Origin of the sequence: Streptomyces sp. NRRL F-6676, from assembly GCF_000725625.1 — a bacterium.
Taxonomy (GTDB): Bacteria; Actinomycetota; Actinomycetes; order Streptomycetales; family Streptomycetaceae; genus Streptomyces.
The window spans coordinates 43,649-59,789 of record NZ_JOHS01000036.1 but is presented as its reverse complement, the minus strand read 5'-3'; the positions used below and the strand labels follow the sequence as shown (position 1 = coordinate 59,789).

The window sequence follows — 16,141 nt, the reverse complement described above, 5'->3', positions numbered from 1 at the left end:
GTGTGGGGGTGCGGGGGGTGGGGCTGGTCGTGCGCGGGAGAGCTCGTGGGGTGCGATGGGGCGTCGGGTGCTGCGGGTGGGGTGTGGCCGGTCGCGCGGTTCCCCGCGCCCCTGGGTCGGCTGGTGGCGTCGGACATCGGAGGGTCAGCCCTTCGTTCGTGGAGGCGGGGAGGGGGACGTACGGGGCGGGGGAACCCCGCGGTCCGCACCGGACGCCGCTGCGCGGCCCGAACCCCCGCCCCGACCGTCGCCGTCCGGGAACTCGTGCCCCGCGCGCATCCGGGCCTGGGCCAGCAGGCTGGCCGCGAGGAGGGGCGGCAGGAGGGCCAGTGCGGGTGCCGGGCCCCAGCCGGATGCGAGGATCGCGGCGGCCAGGGTCAGGCGTTCGCCGACCAGGACCTCGTGGGAGCGCAGGGACAGGCGTGCGGAGGGGGCGGGACTGCGCAGCAGGGGGACGAACGCCGCCGCACCGGCCGCCGCCGCGCACCCGGCGAGGACGGCACCGGCGGCGGTGTGGGCGGCGGTGCCCAGGTGCAGGGCGGTGACCGTCAGCGCGGCGGCGTACAGCAGCGCGGACGTCCGGATGGCCACCACCGGGCCGTGCGCCACCGGCAGTGTCCGGTAGCCGCCCGCCCGGTCGGCCTCCGCGTCCCGCAGCGTGCCGACGATGTTGGACGCGGTGTCGTGGAGCAGGAACGCCAGGGCCACGGGGAGGACGTGCCAGGACGGCGGCTCCCCGAGCGGGACGCTCACCGCCGCGCCGTAGCCGACGGCCATCGCGGTCAGCAGGCCCCGGACCGCGTTGCCCAGCAGCCCGCGCCCCTTCAGCAGCCGGCTGTAGGCCACGACCCCCGCGAGCGCGAGCAGCACCGCCACGACGGCGGGCCAGTCGACGGCGGCGGTGACGGCCGCGGCGGCCAGGACGCACCCCAGCCCGCAGTTGCGCGCCGTCGCCGCGGACAGCCGGCCGGAGGGGAGGGGCCGTTGCGGCTTGCCGATCGCGTCGAGGTCGCGGTCGAAGTAGTCGCCGAGATAGTGGCCGCCCAGCCAGGCGAGCGTGGGGCAGAGCCACGCGGCCAGGACCCCGGCGGCGGTGGGGTCGCCGGTGCCGGACGCCGCACCGGCCAGGCCCACCAGGCCCGGGTAGGAGAGGGTGTACGGGCGCCACGTCTCCAGGTGTGCGCGCACCGCCGTGCGCCTCGGGGACGCGGGCGGTGCGCCGGCGGATCCCACGGCTCACCGGTCCCGGGACACGGAGAGGTCGGCCACCGCCGCGAGCGTGTCGCGGGCCCGGCTCGCGGGCAGGCCGAGCAGCGCCTCCTTGGCCCGCTCGCCCTCGGCCAGCGTCGCCGCGCGCGCCCGGTCCAGCGCACCGGTGCTCGCCAGCAGGGACCGTACGGTGACCAGAGCCTCGTCGGCGGGCACGGTTCCGTCGAGCGCGGTGGCCAGCAGCCGGCGGCCCCGGTCGTCGGCCTCCTCCCAGCACAGCAGCAGGGGGAAGGTGGGGCGGCCGTTGGCGAGGTCGCTGAGGACGGACTTGCCGCTCGTCGCCGTGTCGCTGGTGTGCGGCAGCAGGTCGTCGGCCATCTGGAAGGCCCGGCCCAGGTGCTCGGCGAAGGCGGCGAGCGCCGACTGCGTGGCGGGCGAGGCGCCCGCGAGCTGCGCGCCGCCGAGGCAGGCGGCCCGGAACAGTGCGCCGGTCTTGAGGGCGATCATCGTCAGGTAGTGCCGCAGCCCGCTGCCGGGATCCGCGCGCACCTCGTCCTCCATCACCTGCCCGCGGCACAGGTCGATGCCCGCGTCGGCGAGCGTGCGCACCACGGCCAGCTGCCGGTCGCCGGGGACTCCCGCCCCCGCGCGCTCGGCGACCGCGCGGAACGCGCCGATGAACAGGGCGTCACCGGTGACGACCGCGTGGGGCAGACCGTGGCGGGCGACGACCGAGGGGCGCCCGCGCCGTAACTCGTCCCCGTCGATGATGTCGTCGTGGACGAGCGAGCCGACATGCAGGAACTCCATGCCGAGCGCGACGCCGAGGGTGTCCTCCCGGCGCATCCCGGCCGCGGCGGCGGACTCCGTGAACAGCAGCGGCCGCAGCAGCTTGCCCGGCGGCAGCAGGGCCGAGCGGCCCATCGCGTCCACTCCGCCGAGACCGTCGGGACACCGGCGCTCCAGCTCGGCGCGGAGCAGCCGCACGGTGGGCTCGATCAGCGCGGTCGCGTCCCGGGGCGGCAGGGCGAGGGACGGTGTCGCCCCGCCGGCGTTCACGCCGGGCTCCTGGTGCCCGCGCGGAACTCCGCGGCCAGGGCGGCGAACGCGTCGTTGGCCGCCGGTTCGGCGAGGGTGACGCGGACGCCCTCGCCGGGTTTGCCGCAGACCATGACGCCGTGGTCGGCGCAGAACTGGGTCAGTTCCTCGACGCCCTCGGTCAGCGGCAGCCAGACGAAGTTGGCCTGGCTGTCGGCGGAGGTCCAGCCCTGGCCGGTCAGTACTTCGTGCAGCCGGTCGCGTTCGGCGGCGGTCGCCCGGCAGCGGCGTCCGATCTCGGCGTGCGCGCCGAGCGCGGCGACGGCCGCGGCCTGCGCGGGCGCGCTGACACGCAGGAACAGCTGCTGGCCGCGCATCGGATCCAGGACACGGGGGTGGGCCACGAGATAGCCCACGCGGAGACTGAGCAGTCCGTACGACTTGGAGAACGTCCGCACGACGCACACGCGTTCGTCGGTCCGGTACAGCTCGACACCGTCGTCCGTGCTGCCGGGATCGGCGAAGTCGAGATACGCCTCGTCGAGGACCACGACGACATGCGCGGGCAGCAGATCGAGGAACGCCTTCAGCGTGCCCGGGGGGACGACCGTGCCGGTGGGGTTGTTCGGATTGCAGACGACGACCATACGGGTCTCGTCGGTCACGGCGGCGGCGAGCGCGTCGAGATCGTGCCGCTCGTCGACGAGGGGGACGCGGACCACGGAGGAGCCCGCGTTTTCGGCCATCATCGGATACGCCTCCCACGACGGCCAGGCGTGCACCGTGTGGGTTCCGGGCCCCGTGAAGGTGCTGAACAGCAGTTGCAGCAGGGCCCCGGATCCGGGCCCGACCATGACGTCCCCGGCCGGTACGCCGAGGTGCTCGCCCAGCGCCCGGGAAAGGCCCGTACCCAGGGCGTCCAGCGTGCGGTGGGCCTGCGCGGCGGTCTCCCGTACGGCGTCGAGAACGGCGGGGAGCGGGGGGTGGTGCGTTTCGTTCAGCGCCAATTGATGGATGATCGCGCCCGGTTCGGTGACCGGTTGTATTCGATTCCAGCCATTCTTTTCCGACATGAAGCCTCCAGCGCGGAGATATGTCAACGGCTTTCGGGCTGATCCTTTGGGCGACCCAATTTCTCAGTGTTTCCGGATCGGTCGTCGGACATGCTCAAATCCCGCTCAAGATAAAGCGCCGGGAATGTGTGGACCGGTAATTGCGTGCGCTTTCAGGAATATCTGTGTATGGCGGGAGAGATAGTGACGCCGAATAGCGGACCGCTTTGCCGCGGGCCGGGCCGTCCCGGCCGGGGTACTAGGCTGCTGACTTCGGAACCTTCGAGACGTTCGAGATGTTCGAGATGTTCGAGACGAGAGTGCCTGGGGTGGCGTCAGTGCCTGGAGAGTCGATCATGACATCGGTGACGTCCGAGACCGCCGGGGTCGAAGCGGCCGAGGACGCCCTCCTCGGCGGGGGCGTCTGGGTGGAACCCGCCGCGGAGGCGGCCGACGGGACCGGGGTGGCCGGCGCCGCGGAAGCGGCCGGTGACGCCGAGCCGGCCGACGATCCGGAGGCGGTCGACGACGCGGAGCCGGTCGACGACGCGGAGCCGGTCGACGACGCGGAGGCCGGCGGCCCCGTCGACGTGCCCGAGTCCGTGCTGCGGGACGCCCGCGACTTCGGGGAGTACGCCCGTACCGGCGGCTGGGCCTTCGCGCTGAAGGTCGCCCGCAGTGTCCGGCCCGGCGGGCAGCCGGCCGGGGAGACCCCGAAGGTGTCCGCGAAGCGGTTCGCCGAGCTGGCCGGATGCTCGCCGGAGCGGGTCATGCGCCACTACAAGGCGTGGGACATGGCCGCCGACGACGGACTCGTCCCGCAGTTCGAGGCGCTCACCCCCGGCCAGGAGATCGACCTGCCCGACGCCGACGCCTGGGCCGCCTACTACAGCTCCCGCAACAGCGCCGGCTCCGTGCGCGGCACCGCGATCACCGCCGCCGCCGAGGCGGAGGGCATCCGGCCCACCAAGGCCCTGGAGGTCGCCGAGAACCCCACCGCGCTGCGGGCCGCGATCCTCGCCGACCCGGCCACCGCGCACACCGCACGCGCCGCCCTCCTCGACCGGCTGCGCGAGGACCCCGCGCTCCAGACCGAACTGGCCCGCGACATCGCCCGCACCGACGAGCTGAAGAAGGCCGTCGCCACCGAGAACCAGGTCGCGGGCCGCATCGGCTACGTCCGCCGGATCGCCGAGGAGGGCCAGGTCAGGACGCCCGCCGGGCAGACCATCGAGGCCCCGGCCCAGCTGCGCGTGGAGGCCGAGCGTCACCTGTCCCTGCTCGACGAGCTGGACGACGACGAGGACGCCGGGCAGTGGGCCTCCGAGGCCTACGACACCGTCCGCGAACTCGTCGTCCAGACCGTCGAGGCCGACCCCGAGCTGCACCTCACCGAGCGCCGCACCAAGTTCTACAGCAGCCTCCAGAAGGCCACGAAGGTCTTCGAGGAACTCACCTTCGACGACGCGGAGGAGCTGAGCACGCTCTACGAGGACGACATGCTGACCCGTCTGGAGGAGCTCCAGCAGGCCATCGGCAGCTGCATCACCGCCCTGCGCGGCGCGGCGGCGGCCACCCACGGGGCGACTGCACAGCCCGCCCCCGCGGCCATTCCCCAGCCCCAGGCGGCTCCCGGGGTCCCCGCCCAGGCGGCTCCCGAGGAGGCCGCCGCCGCACCCGCCGCTGCGTCTCCTGCGGCTAAGACTCCTGCTGTCCCGACTCCCGGCGCACCTCCGCGATCGTGACCGGCCGGTGCTCGGCCAGCGACAGCGTGCACGCCTCCGCGATCCAGCCGGCCTCCAGCGCGTCCGCCACCGTGCACGGTGAGGACCGCCGGCCGGCCACCACCTCGGTGAACGCGGCCAGTTCGCTCCGGTAGGCGGCGGTGAAGCGGTCCATGAAGAAGTCGTACGGCAGCCCCGACGGGAACGTCACCCCCGGCTCCACCGAGCGCAGCGGCAGCCGGTCCTCCAGGCCGACCGCGATGCTGTCGTTGAAGCCGTGCAGCTCCATGCGGACGTCGTAACCCCGGGCGTTGTGGCGGCTGTTGGACACCACGGCGATCGTGCCGTCGTCCAGGGTGAGCAGCGCGCCCGTGGTGTCCGCGTCGCCCGCCTCCTTGATGAACTCGGCGCCCCGGTTGCCGCCGGTGGCGTACACCTCGGTGACCTCGCGGCCGGTCACCCAGCGGATGATGTCGAAGTCGTGCACCGCGCAGTCGCGGAAGATGCCGCCGGACGCGGCGATGTACGCGGCCGGCGGCGGCGCCGGGTCCAGCGTCGTGGACCGTACCGTGTGTAGCGGGCCCAGCTCGCCGGCGCGCACCGCCTCCCGGGCGGCGGTGAAACCGGCGTCGAAGCGGCGGTTGTAGCCGATCTGGATCTCCACACCGCTGTCCCGGACCGCCGCGAGGACCTCCGTGCCCTCCCGCATGGTGCGGGCCACCGGCTTCTCGCAGAAGACGGGCACCCCGGCCCGCACCGCGGCCAGGAGCAGTTCCGGGTGGGCGTCGGTGGCCGCGGCGATCACCACGCCGTCCACGCCGGCCGCCAGGACGGCCTCCGGCGAATCCGCCACCTCCGCGCCGAACCGTTCCGCGGCCCGCTTGGCGGCCTCCGTGAACGGGTCGGTGACCACGAGGGAGTCGACCACCGGGAGGGCGGAGAGGGTCTCGGCGTGGAACGCGCCGATCCGTCCGAGCCCCATGATGCCGATGCGCATGTGCTGCCTTTCGTTTCGTTCTCGGTCGTGCTCGGGGCCGGCCGTGTCCCGTTTCGGGCCCCGGCCGGACCGTACGTCAGTCCTGTCCGCCGATGACGGCGCACGGTTCGGGTGGTGGTGTCGGGCAGCGCGCCCCGCGAGGCGGGCCCGGCCGCCAGGTCCTCGTCTGCCTCGCCGCGTCCTTGCCCGGCTCCGGGCGGCGGCCGGTCGCGCGGCCCGGTCAGCTCCTGCGGCGCCCGGCGGCCGCCGTCAGCGCCTCGCGCAGCGCCTCCGCCGGCCACTCCTCGCGCACCGCGCGCCGTACGAGATCCGCCTGCGAGGGCGGGGCCAGGCCGTCCACCGGCGGGTCGAGGTCCAGGTCGGTGGGAAAGGGGTAGCCCTCGGCACAGGCGGCGACCACCCGGTCCAGCCACTCCTCGCCCGCGCCCCCGGCCTTCCGCCTCAGCAGCACCGGATAGACGGCGTTCACCACGGCCTCGCGGTCCACTCTCTCCATCGCCCGGCCGAACGCCGACGAGATCTGCAACAGGTTGGCCATCCGCCGGACGTCCGCCGAGCGGTTGGCGCCCGCCGCGTGGAACAGCGCCGGGTTGAAGAAGACCGCGTCCCCCTTGGCCAGCGGCAGCTGCACGTGGTGCGCGTCGAAATAGGCGCGGAACTCCGGCAGCCGCCAGGCCAGATAGCCCGGCTCGTAGCCGTGCGAGTACGGCAGATAGAGCGTCGGCCCCGACTCGACCGGCATGTCGCAGTGCGCCACCGCGCCCTGGAGCGTCAGCACCGGGGAGAGCCGGTGGACGTGCGCCGGGTACGCGGCCGCCGCCCGCGCCGACAGGAAGCCCAGGTGGTAGTCCCGGTGCGGGGACTGGGCGGCGCCGCCGGGGTTGACCTGGTTGATCTGCGAGGTGATCTGGTAGCCGGGGCCCAGCCACGCCTCGCAGACCAGCGCCACGACCTCGTTGGCGTAGTAGTCCGCGAACACCTCCGGGTCCTGCCGCGCCAGCTTCTCCAGCGCGTTCCACACCCGGTCGTTGGTGCCCGGCGCGGCGAAGTGGTCGCCCGCAGGTGTGCCGGCCGCGCGCTGTGCGGCTATCAGCGTCTCGAAGGCCGCGGTGGCCCGGTCCACGACGCCGGGGTCGGGGAAGGCGCCGCGGAAGACGGCCACCCCGGGACCGTCGGTCAGCGCGCGCACCACCTCCTCCGCCACCGACCGCCGCTCGGCTTCGCCGGCCGCGCGCAGCCGGCCGCCGTCGTAGAAGAGGACGTTGTGCGCCACCTCGGCGGCGTGCGGATGGTCGGCCGGGTCGGTGGTGCGCTCCACCAGGGCACGGAAGGCGTCGAGGTCGCAGTCCTGCTCGGACAGCCATGAGCTGCGCACGGGGGTGGCGTGGGACATCGGCGTCCTTTCCTGGCCGAGGGGCGACGGAACGCCCGATCACTGCCATTCTGAGGAGCGCGGACCCCTCGGACAACCAGCAGAGAACCCTCAAAAACCCCTCAGCCGACCCCGAGAAGAACCCCCGGGAGACCCCTGACATGGCCCACCCGTACCCGCTGCGCGAGATAGCCCGCCAGGCCGGGCTCAGCGAGGCCACCGTCGACCGCGTCCTCAACGAACGCGGAGGAGTGCGCCCCGGCACCGCGCGTGAGGTGCACCGGGCCATCGCCGAACTCGACCGGCAGCAGACGCAGGTCGGCCTCGTCGGCCGCACCTTCATGATCGACATCGTGATGCAGGCGCCGGAACGGTTCTCCTCCGCCGTGCGCGGCGCCCTGGAGGCCGAACTGCCGCTGCTCCAGCCGACCGTGCTGCGCTGCCGCTTCCATCTGCGCGAGACCGGCCCGGTGGACGGCCTCGTCGCCACCCTGGACCGGATCGCCCGGCGCGGCTCGCAGGGCGTGCTGCTCAAGGCACCCGATGTGCCGGAGGTCACCGCCGCCGTCGGCCGGCTCACCGCGGCCGGTGTCCCGGTGGTCACCCTCGCCACCGACCTGCCCGCCGGCGGCCGTCTCGCCTACGTCGGCATCGACAACCGGGCGGCCGGCGCCACGGCCGCGTATCTCACCGCCCAGTGGCTCGGCGACCGCCCCGGCAGCGTGCTGATCAGCCTGAGCAGCGGCTTCATGCGCAACGAGGAGGAGCGCGAGATGGGCTTCCGCAGCACCCTGCGCAGCCTGCGGCCCCGCCGCGCGCTCGTGGAGATCGACGAGGGGCAGGGGCTCGACGCCGCCCAGTACCATCTCGTCCTCGACGCGCTCGCCCGCGATCCCGGGATCCGCGCCGTCTACTCGATCGGTGGCGGCAATGTGGCGACGCTGAAGGCGTTCGAGGCGGTGGGCCGCGAGTGCGCGGTGTTCGTCGCGCACGACCTCGACCAGGACAACACCCGGCTGCTGGCCGCGCACCGGCTCTCCGCCGTCCTCCACCACGACCTGCGCCAGGACATGCGCCAGGCCTGCCGGATCCTGCTGCGCGCCCACGGGGCGCTGCCGCCGGCCGGGCCCGTGCGGCCGTCGGCGATCCAGGTGGTGACGCCGTACAACATGCCGCCGGAGGCGGGGACCGCGGTGGCCGGCCAGGGCCGGGAATTGGGGCGCGGTGCCCCCGTACGGTAGGGTTGACCTGCGTGATCACGCGGGGTGACCCGCGTCGGACGCGACCGGGACGTGGCGCAGCTTGGTAGCGCACTTGACTGGGGGTCAAGGGGTCGCAGGTTCAAATCCTGTCGTCCCGACGGTCGGAGATCGAAGAGGGAGAAGCCGGAGCTTTCCGGCCTCTCCCTCTTCGCATGTCGGCGTGCCCGTGTGCCCGTTCTCCACGGGTGTGCTCAGAACCTCTGTGCCCGTGTGCTCAGAACGCGCAGCCCACGTGGGCCAGTGCCTGCTTGAGCAGGACGCCCTGACCGCCCGGCATCTCGTTCTGCACCATCGCGGAGGCGGCCTCCTGGGGGCTGAACCAGACCAGGTCCAGCGCGTCCTGCCGGGGGCGGCAGTCGCCGGTCACCGGGACGATGTAGGCGAGGGACACGGCGTGCTGGCGCGGGTCGTGGAACGGGGTGATGCCCTGCGTCGGGAAGTACTCGGCGACGGTGAAGGGCTGGAGTGAGGCGGGGACCCGGGGCAGGGCCACCGGGCCGAGGTCCTTCTCCAGGTGCCGCAGCAGGGCGTCGCGGACACGCTCGTGGTGCAGGACGCGGCCGGAGACGAGGGTGCGGCTGACCGTGCCGTCGGGGCCGATGCGCAGCAGCAGTCCGATGCTCGTGACCTCACCGCTGTCGTCGACGCGGACCGGTACCGCCTCGACGTAGAGGATCGGCATCTGGGCGCGCGCCTGCTCGAGGTCGTCGGAGGACAGCCAGCCGGGCGTGGTTTCGGTCGTGTCGGACATTGGCCGATCATAACCGGGGGCTCTGCCGGGGGAGAGGGGTCCACGAACCCCGGGGGGCGTGGAGCCGCGGTCGCGCACGCGGCTCCACGCCCCCTTCACGGCGGTGGCGTTACGCCAGCGACGCCAGCGCCTCGTTCCACGTGGTGGACGGGCGCATGACCGCCGTCGCCTTGTGCACGTCGGGCTGGTAGTAGCCGCCGATGTCCGCCGGCTTGCCCTGGACCGCGGCCAGCTCGTCCACGATCTTCTGCTCGTTGGCGGCGAGCGTCTCGGCGAGCGGGGCGAAGGCCTTCGCCAGATCCGCGTCCTCGGTCTGCCCGGCCAGCTCCTGCGCCCAGTACAGGGACAGGTAGAAGTGGCTGCCGCGGTTGTCGATGCCGCCGACGCGGCGGCTCGGGGACTTGTCCTCGTCGAGGAACGTCGCCGTGGCGCGGTCGAGCGCGTCGGCGAGGACCTTGGCCCGCGTGTTGCCCGTGGTCTCGGCGTACTGCTCCAGCGACGGCACCAGCGCGAAGAACTCGCCCAGGCTGTCCCAGCGCAGGTAGTTCTCCTTGACGAGCTGCTGCACGTGCTTGGGGGCCGAGCCGCCCGCGCCCGTCTCGAACAGGCCGCCGCCCGCCATCAGCGGCACGACCGACAGCATCTTGGCGCTGGTGCCCAGCTCCAGGATGGGGAAGAGGTCGGTCAGGTAGTCGCGCAGCACGTTGCCGGTGACGGAGATGGTGTTCTCGCCGCGGCGGATGCGCTCCACCGACAGCTTGGTCGCCTCGACGGGGGGCAGGATGCGGATGTCCAGACCCTCGGTGTCGTGCTCCGGCAGGTACTGCTTCACCTTCGCGATGAGCTGCGCGTCGTGGGCGCGGTCCTCGTCCAGCCAGAACACCGCCGGGTCGCCGGTGGCGCGGGCGCGGGTGACGGCGAGCTTGACCCAGTCGCGGATCGGGGCGTCCTTGGTCTGGCAGGCGCGGAAGATGTCACCGGCCGAGACGGCCAGCTCGAGGACGGCCTCGCCGGACTGGTCGACCAGGCGGACCGTGCCGGTCGCCGGGATCTCGAAGGTCTTGTCGTGCGAGCCGTACTCCTCGGCCTTCTGCGCCATCAGGCCGACGTTCGGGACCGAGCCCATCGTCGACGGGTCGTAGGCGCCGTTGGCCCGGCAGTCGTCGAGGGCGGCCTGGTAGACGCCCGCGTAGGAGGAGTCGGGGATGACGGCGAGGGTGTCGGCCTCCTGGCCGTCCGGGCCCCACATGTGGCCGGAGGTGCGGATCATGGCCGGCATGGAGGCGTCGATGATCACGTCGGAGGGCACGTGCAGGTTGGTGATGCCCTTGTCGGAGTCGACCATGGCCAGCGCCGGGCCCTCGGCGAGCTCGGCGTCGAAGGAGGCCTTGATCTCGGCGCCCTCGGGCAGGTTCTCGATGCCCTTGAGGATGCCGCCGAGGCCGTCGTTCGGGGTGAGGCCGGCGCCGGCGAGGGTCTCGCCGTACTTCGCGAACGTCTTCGGGAAGAAGGCGCGCACCACGTGACCGAAGATGATCGGGTCGGAGACCTTCATCATCGTGGCCTTGAGGTGCACGGAGAACAGGACGCCCTCGGCCTTGGCGCGGGCGATCTGCGTGGTGAGGAACTCGCGCAGCGCGGCGACGCGCAGCACGGAGGCGTCGACGACCTCGTCCGCCTGGACCGGCACGGACTCGCGCAGCACCGTGGTGGAGCCGTCGTCGCCCTTGAGCTCGATGCGCAGGGTGCCGTCCTGGGCGATGACGGTGGACTTCTCGGTCGAGCGGAAGTCGTCGGCGCCCATCGTGGCCACGTTGGTCTTGGAGTCGGCGGACCAGGCGCCCATGCGGTGCGGGTGGGTCTTGGCGTAGTTCTTCACCGAGGCGGGGGCGCGGCGGTCGGAGTTGCCCTCGCGCAGCACCGGGTTCACGGCGGAGCCCTTGACCTTGTCGTACCGGGAGCGGATCTCCCGCTCCTCGTCGGACTTCGGGTCGTCCGGGTAGTCCGGCAGGGCGTAGCCCTGGCCCTGGAGCTCGGCGATCGCGGCCTTGAGCTGCGGGATGGAGGCCGAGATGTTCGGCAGCTTGATGATGTTGGCGGCCGGGGTCTTGGCCAGCTCGCCCAGCTCGGCCAGCGCGTCGGGGATGCGCTGGTCCTCGTTCAGGTACTCCGGGAAGACGGCGATGATGCGCCCGGCCAGCGAGATGTCGCGGGTTTCCACGGCGACACCGGCCTGCGAGGCATACGCCTTGATCACCGGCAGGAACGAATGCGTTGCCAGGGCCGGGGCCTCGTCAGTATGCGTGTAGATGATGGTCGAGTCAGTCACCGGGTGCTCCGCTCCACGTCCACGTCGTCTTCGTCTGCGTCGTCTGTGACATTGCTTGACATCAAGATATCTCGTGTCGGGGCGGGACGGCACGGGGGGCTTCGGGGCGGAGTCCCTCAGCCCGGGGATGCGTGGGGGCGGGGGCCGGTTCGTTGGCGGGTGCGGGTGCGGGTGCGGGCGCGTGTGCGTGGGGGCTCGTCGCGCGGCGATCGGTCCCCACCGGCCTGCGGATGACGACGAGAGGCGCCCCCGGCATTTCTTTCGCCTCCGTGGGCGACCAACGCACCGCCCACCCCAGTCGGCTGACGCACCGGCAGGCGGATGCGGCAGGATGTGCGGTCGCGCCCCCGGTCGCGCCCCCAGGTGAACCGCCGGGCGTGCCGCTGGGCGTACCGCATATCCGAGAACGAGCAGGTGGCACGTGACGAGACCGCACATCCGGCCGGCGGCGGGTTCCGTCGGCGCACCCCCCACCGCCGGAGGCGTCCGGTGACCCGGGCGCTCACCCTGGACGATCTGGTCGTCGCCGGGGTCGCCCTCGTCGCGGGACTGCTCGCCGGGTTCCTGCTGCGGCTGCTGCTCCGCTGGCTCGGCAAGCACGCCGGGCGCACCCGCTGGCGCGGCGACGACGTGGTCGTCGACACCCTGCGCACCGTCGTGCCGTGGGCCGCGGTCACCGCCGGGGCGGCGGCCGCCGCGGCGGCGCTGCCGCTCACCAGCAGCGTGGGGCACCACGTCGACCAGGCGCTGACCGTGCTCCTCATCGCCGTCAGCACGGCGACGGCGGCCCGGGTGATCAGCGGCCTCGTGCAGACGGTCACGCAGTCCCGGTCCGGTGTCGCGGGTTCGGCCACGATCTTCGTCAACATCACCCGGGTGGTGGTGCTGGCGATCGGCTTCCTGGTGATGCTCCAGACGCTCGGCGTCTCGATAGCGCCCCTGCTGACCGCGCTGGGCGTCGGCGGTCTGGCCGTCGCGCTCGCGCTTCAGGACACCCTCGCCAACCTCTTCGCGGGCATCCACATCCTCGCGTCCAAGACCGTCCAGCCCGGTGACTACATCCGGCTGAGCAGCGGTGAGGAGGGGTACGTCGTCGACATCAACTGGCGGCAGACGACCGTCCGCCAGCTCTCCAACAATCTGGTCGTGATACCCAACGGGCAGCTCGCCAAGGCGAACATGACCAACTACACCAAGCCGGAGCAGAACCTGACCGTGCTGGTGCAGGTGGGGGTCGGCTACGAGAGCGACCTGGAGCATGTGGAGCGGGTCACCCTGGAGGTGGTCGCGGAGGTGATGACCGAGATCACGGGGGCGCTGCCGGAGCACGAGCCGGCGGTGCGGTTCCACACGTTCGGGGACTCGCGGATCGGGTTCACGGTGATCCTGGGGGTGGGGGAGTTCAGCGACCAGTACCGGATCAAGCATGAATTCATCAAGCGGCTTCACGCGCGGTACGGGGTCGAGGGCATCCGCATCCCCGCGCCGACCCGGACGGTGGCGCTACAGGGGCAGCCGGAGCCGGGTCTCGTCGCCCTTCCGCAGCAGCGCTCGGGCCGGCCGGAGGCCGAGCACCCCCGCAAGACATGAGGGGCTCCGCTCCGTGGACGGCGAGTGCGGGCGGGCCGTCGCTGGTCGCGCGGTTCCCCGCACCCCTGGGCAGGCCGGGGCGGGCCGGGGGAGCAGAGGCACCGGCCCGCGTGCGGGTGCGCGGCCCGCACCCGCCTCACTCCCGCCCCACCACGCCCTCGGGCAGTTCCTGCGTCCCCACCACGCCCTCGGGCAGTTCCTGCGTCCCCACCACGCCCTCGGGCAGTTCCTGCGTCCCCACCACCCCCAGCAGGTCCAGCAGACCAGCGCTCTCGGTGCCCACCGCCGGTGTGAACCACAGCAGCCGTTGCCGTCCGTCCTCGCTGAACAGGTTGAGGCAGTTGACCTCGACCAGCCCCAGCGCCGGATGGATCAGGCGCTTGCGGTCGTTGCGCCGGAACGCCACGTCGTGGTCGTGCCACAGCGACGCGAACTCCGCCGAGCGGTCGAGCAGCGTCTCGACCATCTCCCGGGCCTCGCCGTCCCGCGCCGCCCTCCGCGCCGCGGCCGCGCGCAGATCGGCGACGAAGGCCCGGGACTGCACCCCGTGGTCCGCCTCCGGATGCAGCCGCCGCGCCTCCGGCTCGGTGAACCACCGGTGCACGAAGCTGGCCCGCGCGCCCCGGAACCCGGTCTGGTCCCCGAGCAGGGCCACCGCGAGCGGGTTCTGGACGAGGGTGACGTGCAGATCGGTGATGACCTGCGCCGGCGTCGACGGCATCCGCTGCAACAGGTCCAGCATCCCGGGATGCACGTGCGAGACGGCCCCCGCGTTCGCCGGCACCGGCCGGTCGGCCAGGTGGTACAGATGGTCGCGCTCGTCGGCCGTCAGCCGCAGCGCCCTGGCCAGCGCCGCGATCATCTGCTCGGACGGCTGCGACCCGGCGCCCCGCTCCAGCTCGTTGTAGTAGTCCACGGACGCCCCGGCGAGCTGGGCGACCTCGTCCCGCCGCAGCCCGGGCACCCGGCGCCGGGGCCCCGTCGGGAGCCCCACGTCGCCGGGTCTGATGCGCGCCCGCCGGGACCGCAGAAACGCTCCCAGCTCGGTGTACTTCGCAGAAGCCATGGTGTCCATTGTGTGCCCGGGCGGGGCCGGGACACAGGGGACGGGATCCCCTGGTTCCGCCGGCGGAGGCCGTCCACGCTGGAGGCATGAACACGAACACCTCAGCTCAGCAGCCGGCGGCCACCCGGGTCGCCGTCGTCACCGGCGGCTCGCGCGGCATCGGCCGGGCGGTCTCCCGGGCGCTCGCCAAGGACGGACTGGCCGTCGTCGTCGACTACGCCAGTGACGAGGCGGCCGCCGAGGAGACGGTGGCGGAGATCACCGCCGACGGCGGCCGGGCGATCGCCGTCCGGGGCGACGTCGCGGACGAGCAGGCGGTCGCCGCCCTCTTCGACCGGGCGGAGCGGGAGTACGGCGGGGTGGACGTCGTCGTCAACTGCGCCGCCCGGATGACCCTGGCCCCCGTCGCCGAGCTCGACCTCGCCGTCCTGGACGCCGTGCACCGCACCAACATCCGCGGCACCTTCGTCGTCGCCCAGCAGGCCGCGCGCCGGCTGCGGGCGGGCGGCGCGTTCGTCGGCTTCTCCACCTCCGTGGTGGGCACGCAGTTCCCCTCCTACGGCGCCTACGCGGCCAGCAAGGGCGCCGTCGAGGCGCTGACCCTGATCCTCGCCCGCGAACTGCGCGGCCGGGACGTCACCGTGAACACGGTCGCGCCCGGACCCACCGCCACGGACCTCTTCCTGGAGGGCAAGACGGAGGAGCAGATCGAGCGGCTCGCCAAGACCCCGCCGATGGAGCGGCTCGGCACCCCCGAGGACATCGCCCGCGTGGTCGCCTTCCTGGCCGGCCCGCAGGGGCGCTGGGTCAACGGGCAGATCCTGCGCGCGAACGGAGGAATGGTATGAGCCCCCGTCCCCAGGTCGTGGTCGTCACCGGCGCCTCCAGCGGCTTCGGCAACCTCACCGCGCGCGCCCTGGCCGGGGCCGGGCACACCGTCTACGCGGGCATGCGCGCCACCACCGGCCGCAACGCCCCCGCCGTCGCCGCGCTCGACGCGCTCGGCACGGAGCGCGGGCTGCGCCTGGCGGCCGTCGAGATGGACGTCCAGGACCAGGAGTCGATCGACACCGCCGTCGCCCGTATCGAGGCCGAACAGGGACGCCTGGACATCGTGGTGCACAACGCCGGCCACATGGTCCTCGGACCGGCCGAGGCGTTCACGCCCGAGCAGCTCGCCGACGTCTACGACATCAACGTCCTGTCCACCCAGCGGGTCAACCGCACGGTGCTCCCGCTCATGCGCCGCCAGGGCCGCGGCCTCCTCCTCTGGGTGGGGTCCTCCTCCACCCGCGGCGGCCATCCGCCCTTCCTGGCCCCCTACTTCGCCGCCAAGGCCGCGATGGACGCGCTCGCCGAGAGCTACGCCGCCGAGGTGGTCAAGTACGGGATCGAGACCACCCTCGTCATCCCCGGCGCGTACCCGAGCGGCACCCACCACTTCGCCCACGCGGGCACCCCCGCGGACACCGCGCGGGCGGCGGCGTACGACGCGGCGTACGGCACGCTCAGGGACAGCATGACCGGCGCGCTCGCCGGCATCTTCCCGCCGGGGCACGCGGCGGACGAGGTGGCCGACGAGATCGTCCGCGTCGTCGGCCTGCCGCACGGCACCCGCCCCCTGCGCACCCACGTCGACCCCAGCCGCGACGGCAGCGAGGTGGTCTCCGCCGTCTACGACCGCATCCGCGCGGAGTTCTACCACCGCATCGGCATCGACGAACTGCTCACGCCCGGCGCGAGCCTCTGAC

At 73.2% G+C, this 16,141-nt stretch carries 13 protein-coding genes and 1 tRNA gene; 6 read left to right on the top strand and 8 right to left on the bottom strand.

The features are described 5' to 3' along the window. Positions 1-144 precede the first annotated feature (144 nt). The 3 genes from IO29_RS21575 to IO29_RS21565 are packed head-to-tail and all read right to left on the bottom strand — an operon-like array spanning position 145 to position 3,320. Positions 145-1,188 (bottom strand): UbiA family prenyltransferase, encoded by a 1,044-nt coding sequence (locus IO29_RS21575; protein WP_063738099.1) that lies wholly within the window; start codon positions 1,186-1,188, stop codon positions 145-147. A 48-nt stretch (positions 1,189-1,236) separates the two neighbouring features. Continuing rightward, positions 1,237-2,268: a polyprenyl synthetase family protein gene (locus tag IO29_RS21570; RefSeq protein ID WP_234307537.1), complete on the bottom strand. Its 1,032-nt coding sequence runs from the start codon at positions 2,266-2,268 to the stop codon at positions 1,237-1,239. Next, positions 2,265-3,320 (bottom strand): aminotransferase class I/II-fold pyridoxal phosphate-dependent enzyme, encoded by a 1,056-nt coding sequence (locus tag IO29_RS21565; protein WP_030380229.1) that lies wholly within the window; start codon positions 3,318-3,320, stop codon positions 2,265-2,267. The genes IO29_RS21570 and IO29_RS21565 overlap by 4 nt, the downstream gene beginning before the upstream one ends. 335 nt (positions 3,321-3,655) lie before the next feature. Here IO29_RS21565 and IO29_RS21560 point away from each other — a divergent pair, with 335 nt between their 5' ends. Next, positions 3,656-5,044, top strand: coding sequence for a hypothetical protein (locus IO29_RS21560; RefSeq protein ID WP_051707843.1), 1,389 nt, complete (start codon positions 3,656-3,658; stop codon positions 5,042-5,044). On the opposite strand, the gene IO29_RS21555 is transcribed toward IO29_RS21560, so the two are convergent. Both IO29_RS21555 and IO29_RS21550 read right to left on the bottom strand, forming a co-directional pair. Beyond that, positions 4,998-6,020, bottom strand: coding sequence for a Gfo/Idh/MocA family protein (locus tag IO29_RS21555; protein ID WP_030380227.1), 1,023 nt, complete (start codon positions 6,018-6,020; stop codon positions 4,998-5,000). The genes IO29_RS21560 and IO29_RS21555 overlap by 47 nt on opposite strands. A 220-nt stretch (positions 6,021-6,240) precedes the next feature. Then, positions 6,241-7,413: a phytanoyl-CoA dioxygenase family protein gene (locus IO29_RS21550; RefSeq protein WP_030380226.1), complete on the bottom strand. Its 1,173-nt coding sequence runs from the start codon at positions 7,411-7,413 to the stop codon at positions 6,241-6,243. Positions 7,414-7,553: 140 nt separating this feature from the next. Between IO29_RS21550 and IO29_RS21545 the strand changes: the two genes are divergently transcribed. Further along, complete coding sequence (locus tag IO29_RS21545; RefSeq protein WP_051707842.1) at positions 7,554-8,633, top strand: LacI family DNA-binding transcriptional regulator; 1,080 nt, start codon at positions 7,554-7,556, stop codon at positions 8,631-8,633. 45 nt (positions 8,634-8,678) lie between these two features. Beyond that, positions 8,679-8,752: transfer RNA gene (locus tag IO29_RS21540), tRNA-Pro, on the top strand. Positions 8,753-8,868: 116 nt separating this feature from the next. On the opposite strand, the gene IO29_RS21535 is transcribed toward IO29_RS21540, so the two are convergent. Further along, entirely contained in the window at positions 8,869-9,405 is a 537-nt protein-coding gene (locus IO29_RS21535; RefSeq protein ID WP_030380224.1) for an NUDIX hydrolase family protein, read from the bottom strand. A gap of 109 nt (positions 9,406-9,514) precedes the next feature. Beyond that, positions 9,515-11,734: an NADP-dependent isocitrate dehydrogenase gene (locus IO29_RS21530; protein WP_030380223.1), complete on the bottom strand. Its 2,220-nt coding sequence runs from the start codon at positions 11,732-11,734 to the stop codon at positions 9,515-9,517. Positions 11,735-12,223: 489 nt separating this feature from the next. Between IO29_RS21530 and IO29_RS21525 the strand changes: the two genes are divergently transcribed. Further along, positions 12,224-13,324, top strand: a complete 1,101-nt coding sequence (locus tag IO29_RS21525; protein ID WP_030380222.1) for a mechanosensitive ion channel family protein — start codon at positions 12,224-12,226, stop codon at positions 13,322-13,324. Between the two features lie 136 nt (positions 13,325-13,460). Here IO29_RS21525 and IO29_RS21520 read toward each other — a convergent pair whose 3' ends face one another. Beyond that, a complete protein-coding gene (locus IO29_RS21520; protein WP_078618306.1) occupies positions 13,461-14,399 on the bottom strand; it encodes a helix-turn-helix transcriptional regulator in 939 nt (312 codons plus the stop codon). 77 nt (positions 14,400-14,476) lie between these two features. On the opposite strand from IO29_RS21520, the gene IO29_RS21515 reads away from it, so the two are divergent. Both IO29_RS21515 and IO29_RS21510 read left to right on the top strand, forming a co-directional pair. Then, positions 14,477-15,238 carry an SDR family oxidoreductase gene (locus tag IO29_RS21515; protein ID WP_030380220.1) on the top strand — a complete coding sequence of 254 codons (762 nt, stop codon included), beginning with the start codon at positions 14,477-14,479 and terminating at the stop codon, positions 15,236-15,238. Next, positions 15,235-16,140 (top strand): SDR family NAD(P)-dependent oxidoreductase, encoded by a 906-nt coding sequence (locus IO29_RS21510; protein ID WP_030380219.1) that lies wholly within the window; start codon positions 15,235-15,237, stop codon positions 16,138-16,140. The genes IO29_RS21515 and IO29_RS21510 overlap by 4 nt, the downstream gene beginning before the upstream one ends. Position 16,141: the final 1 nt, after the last annotated feature.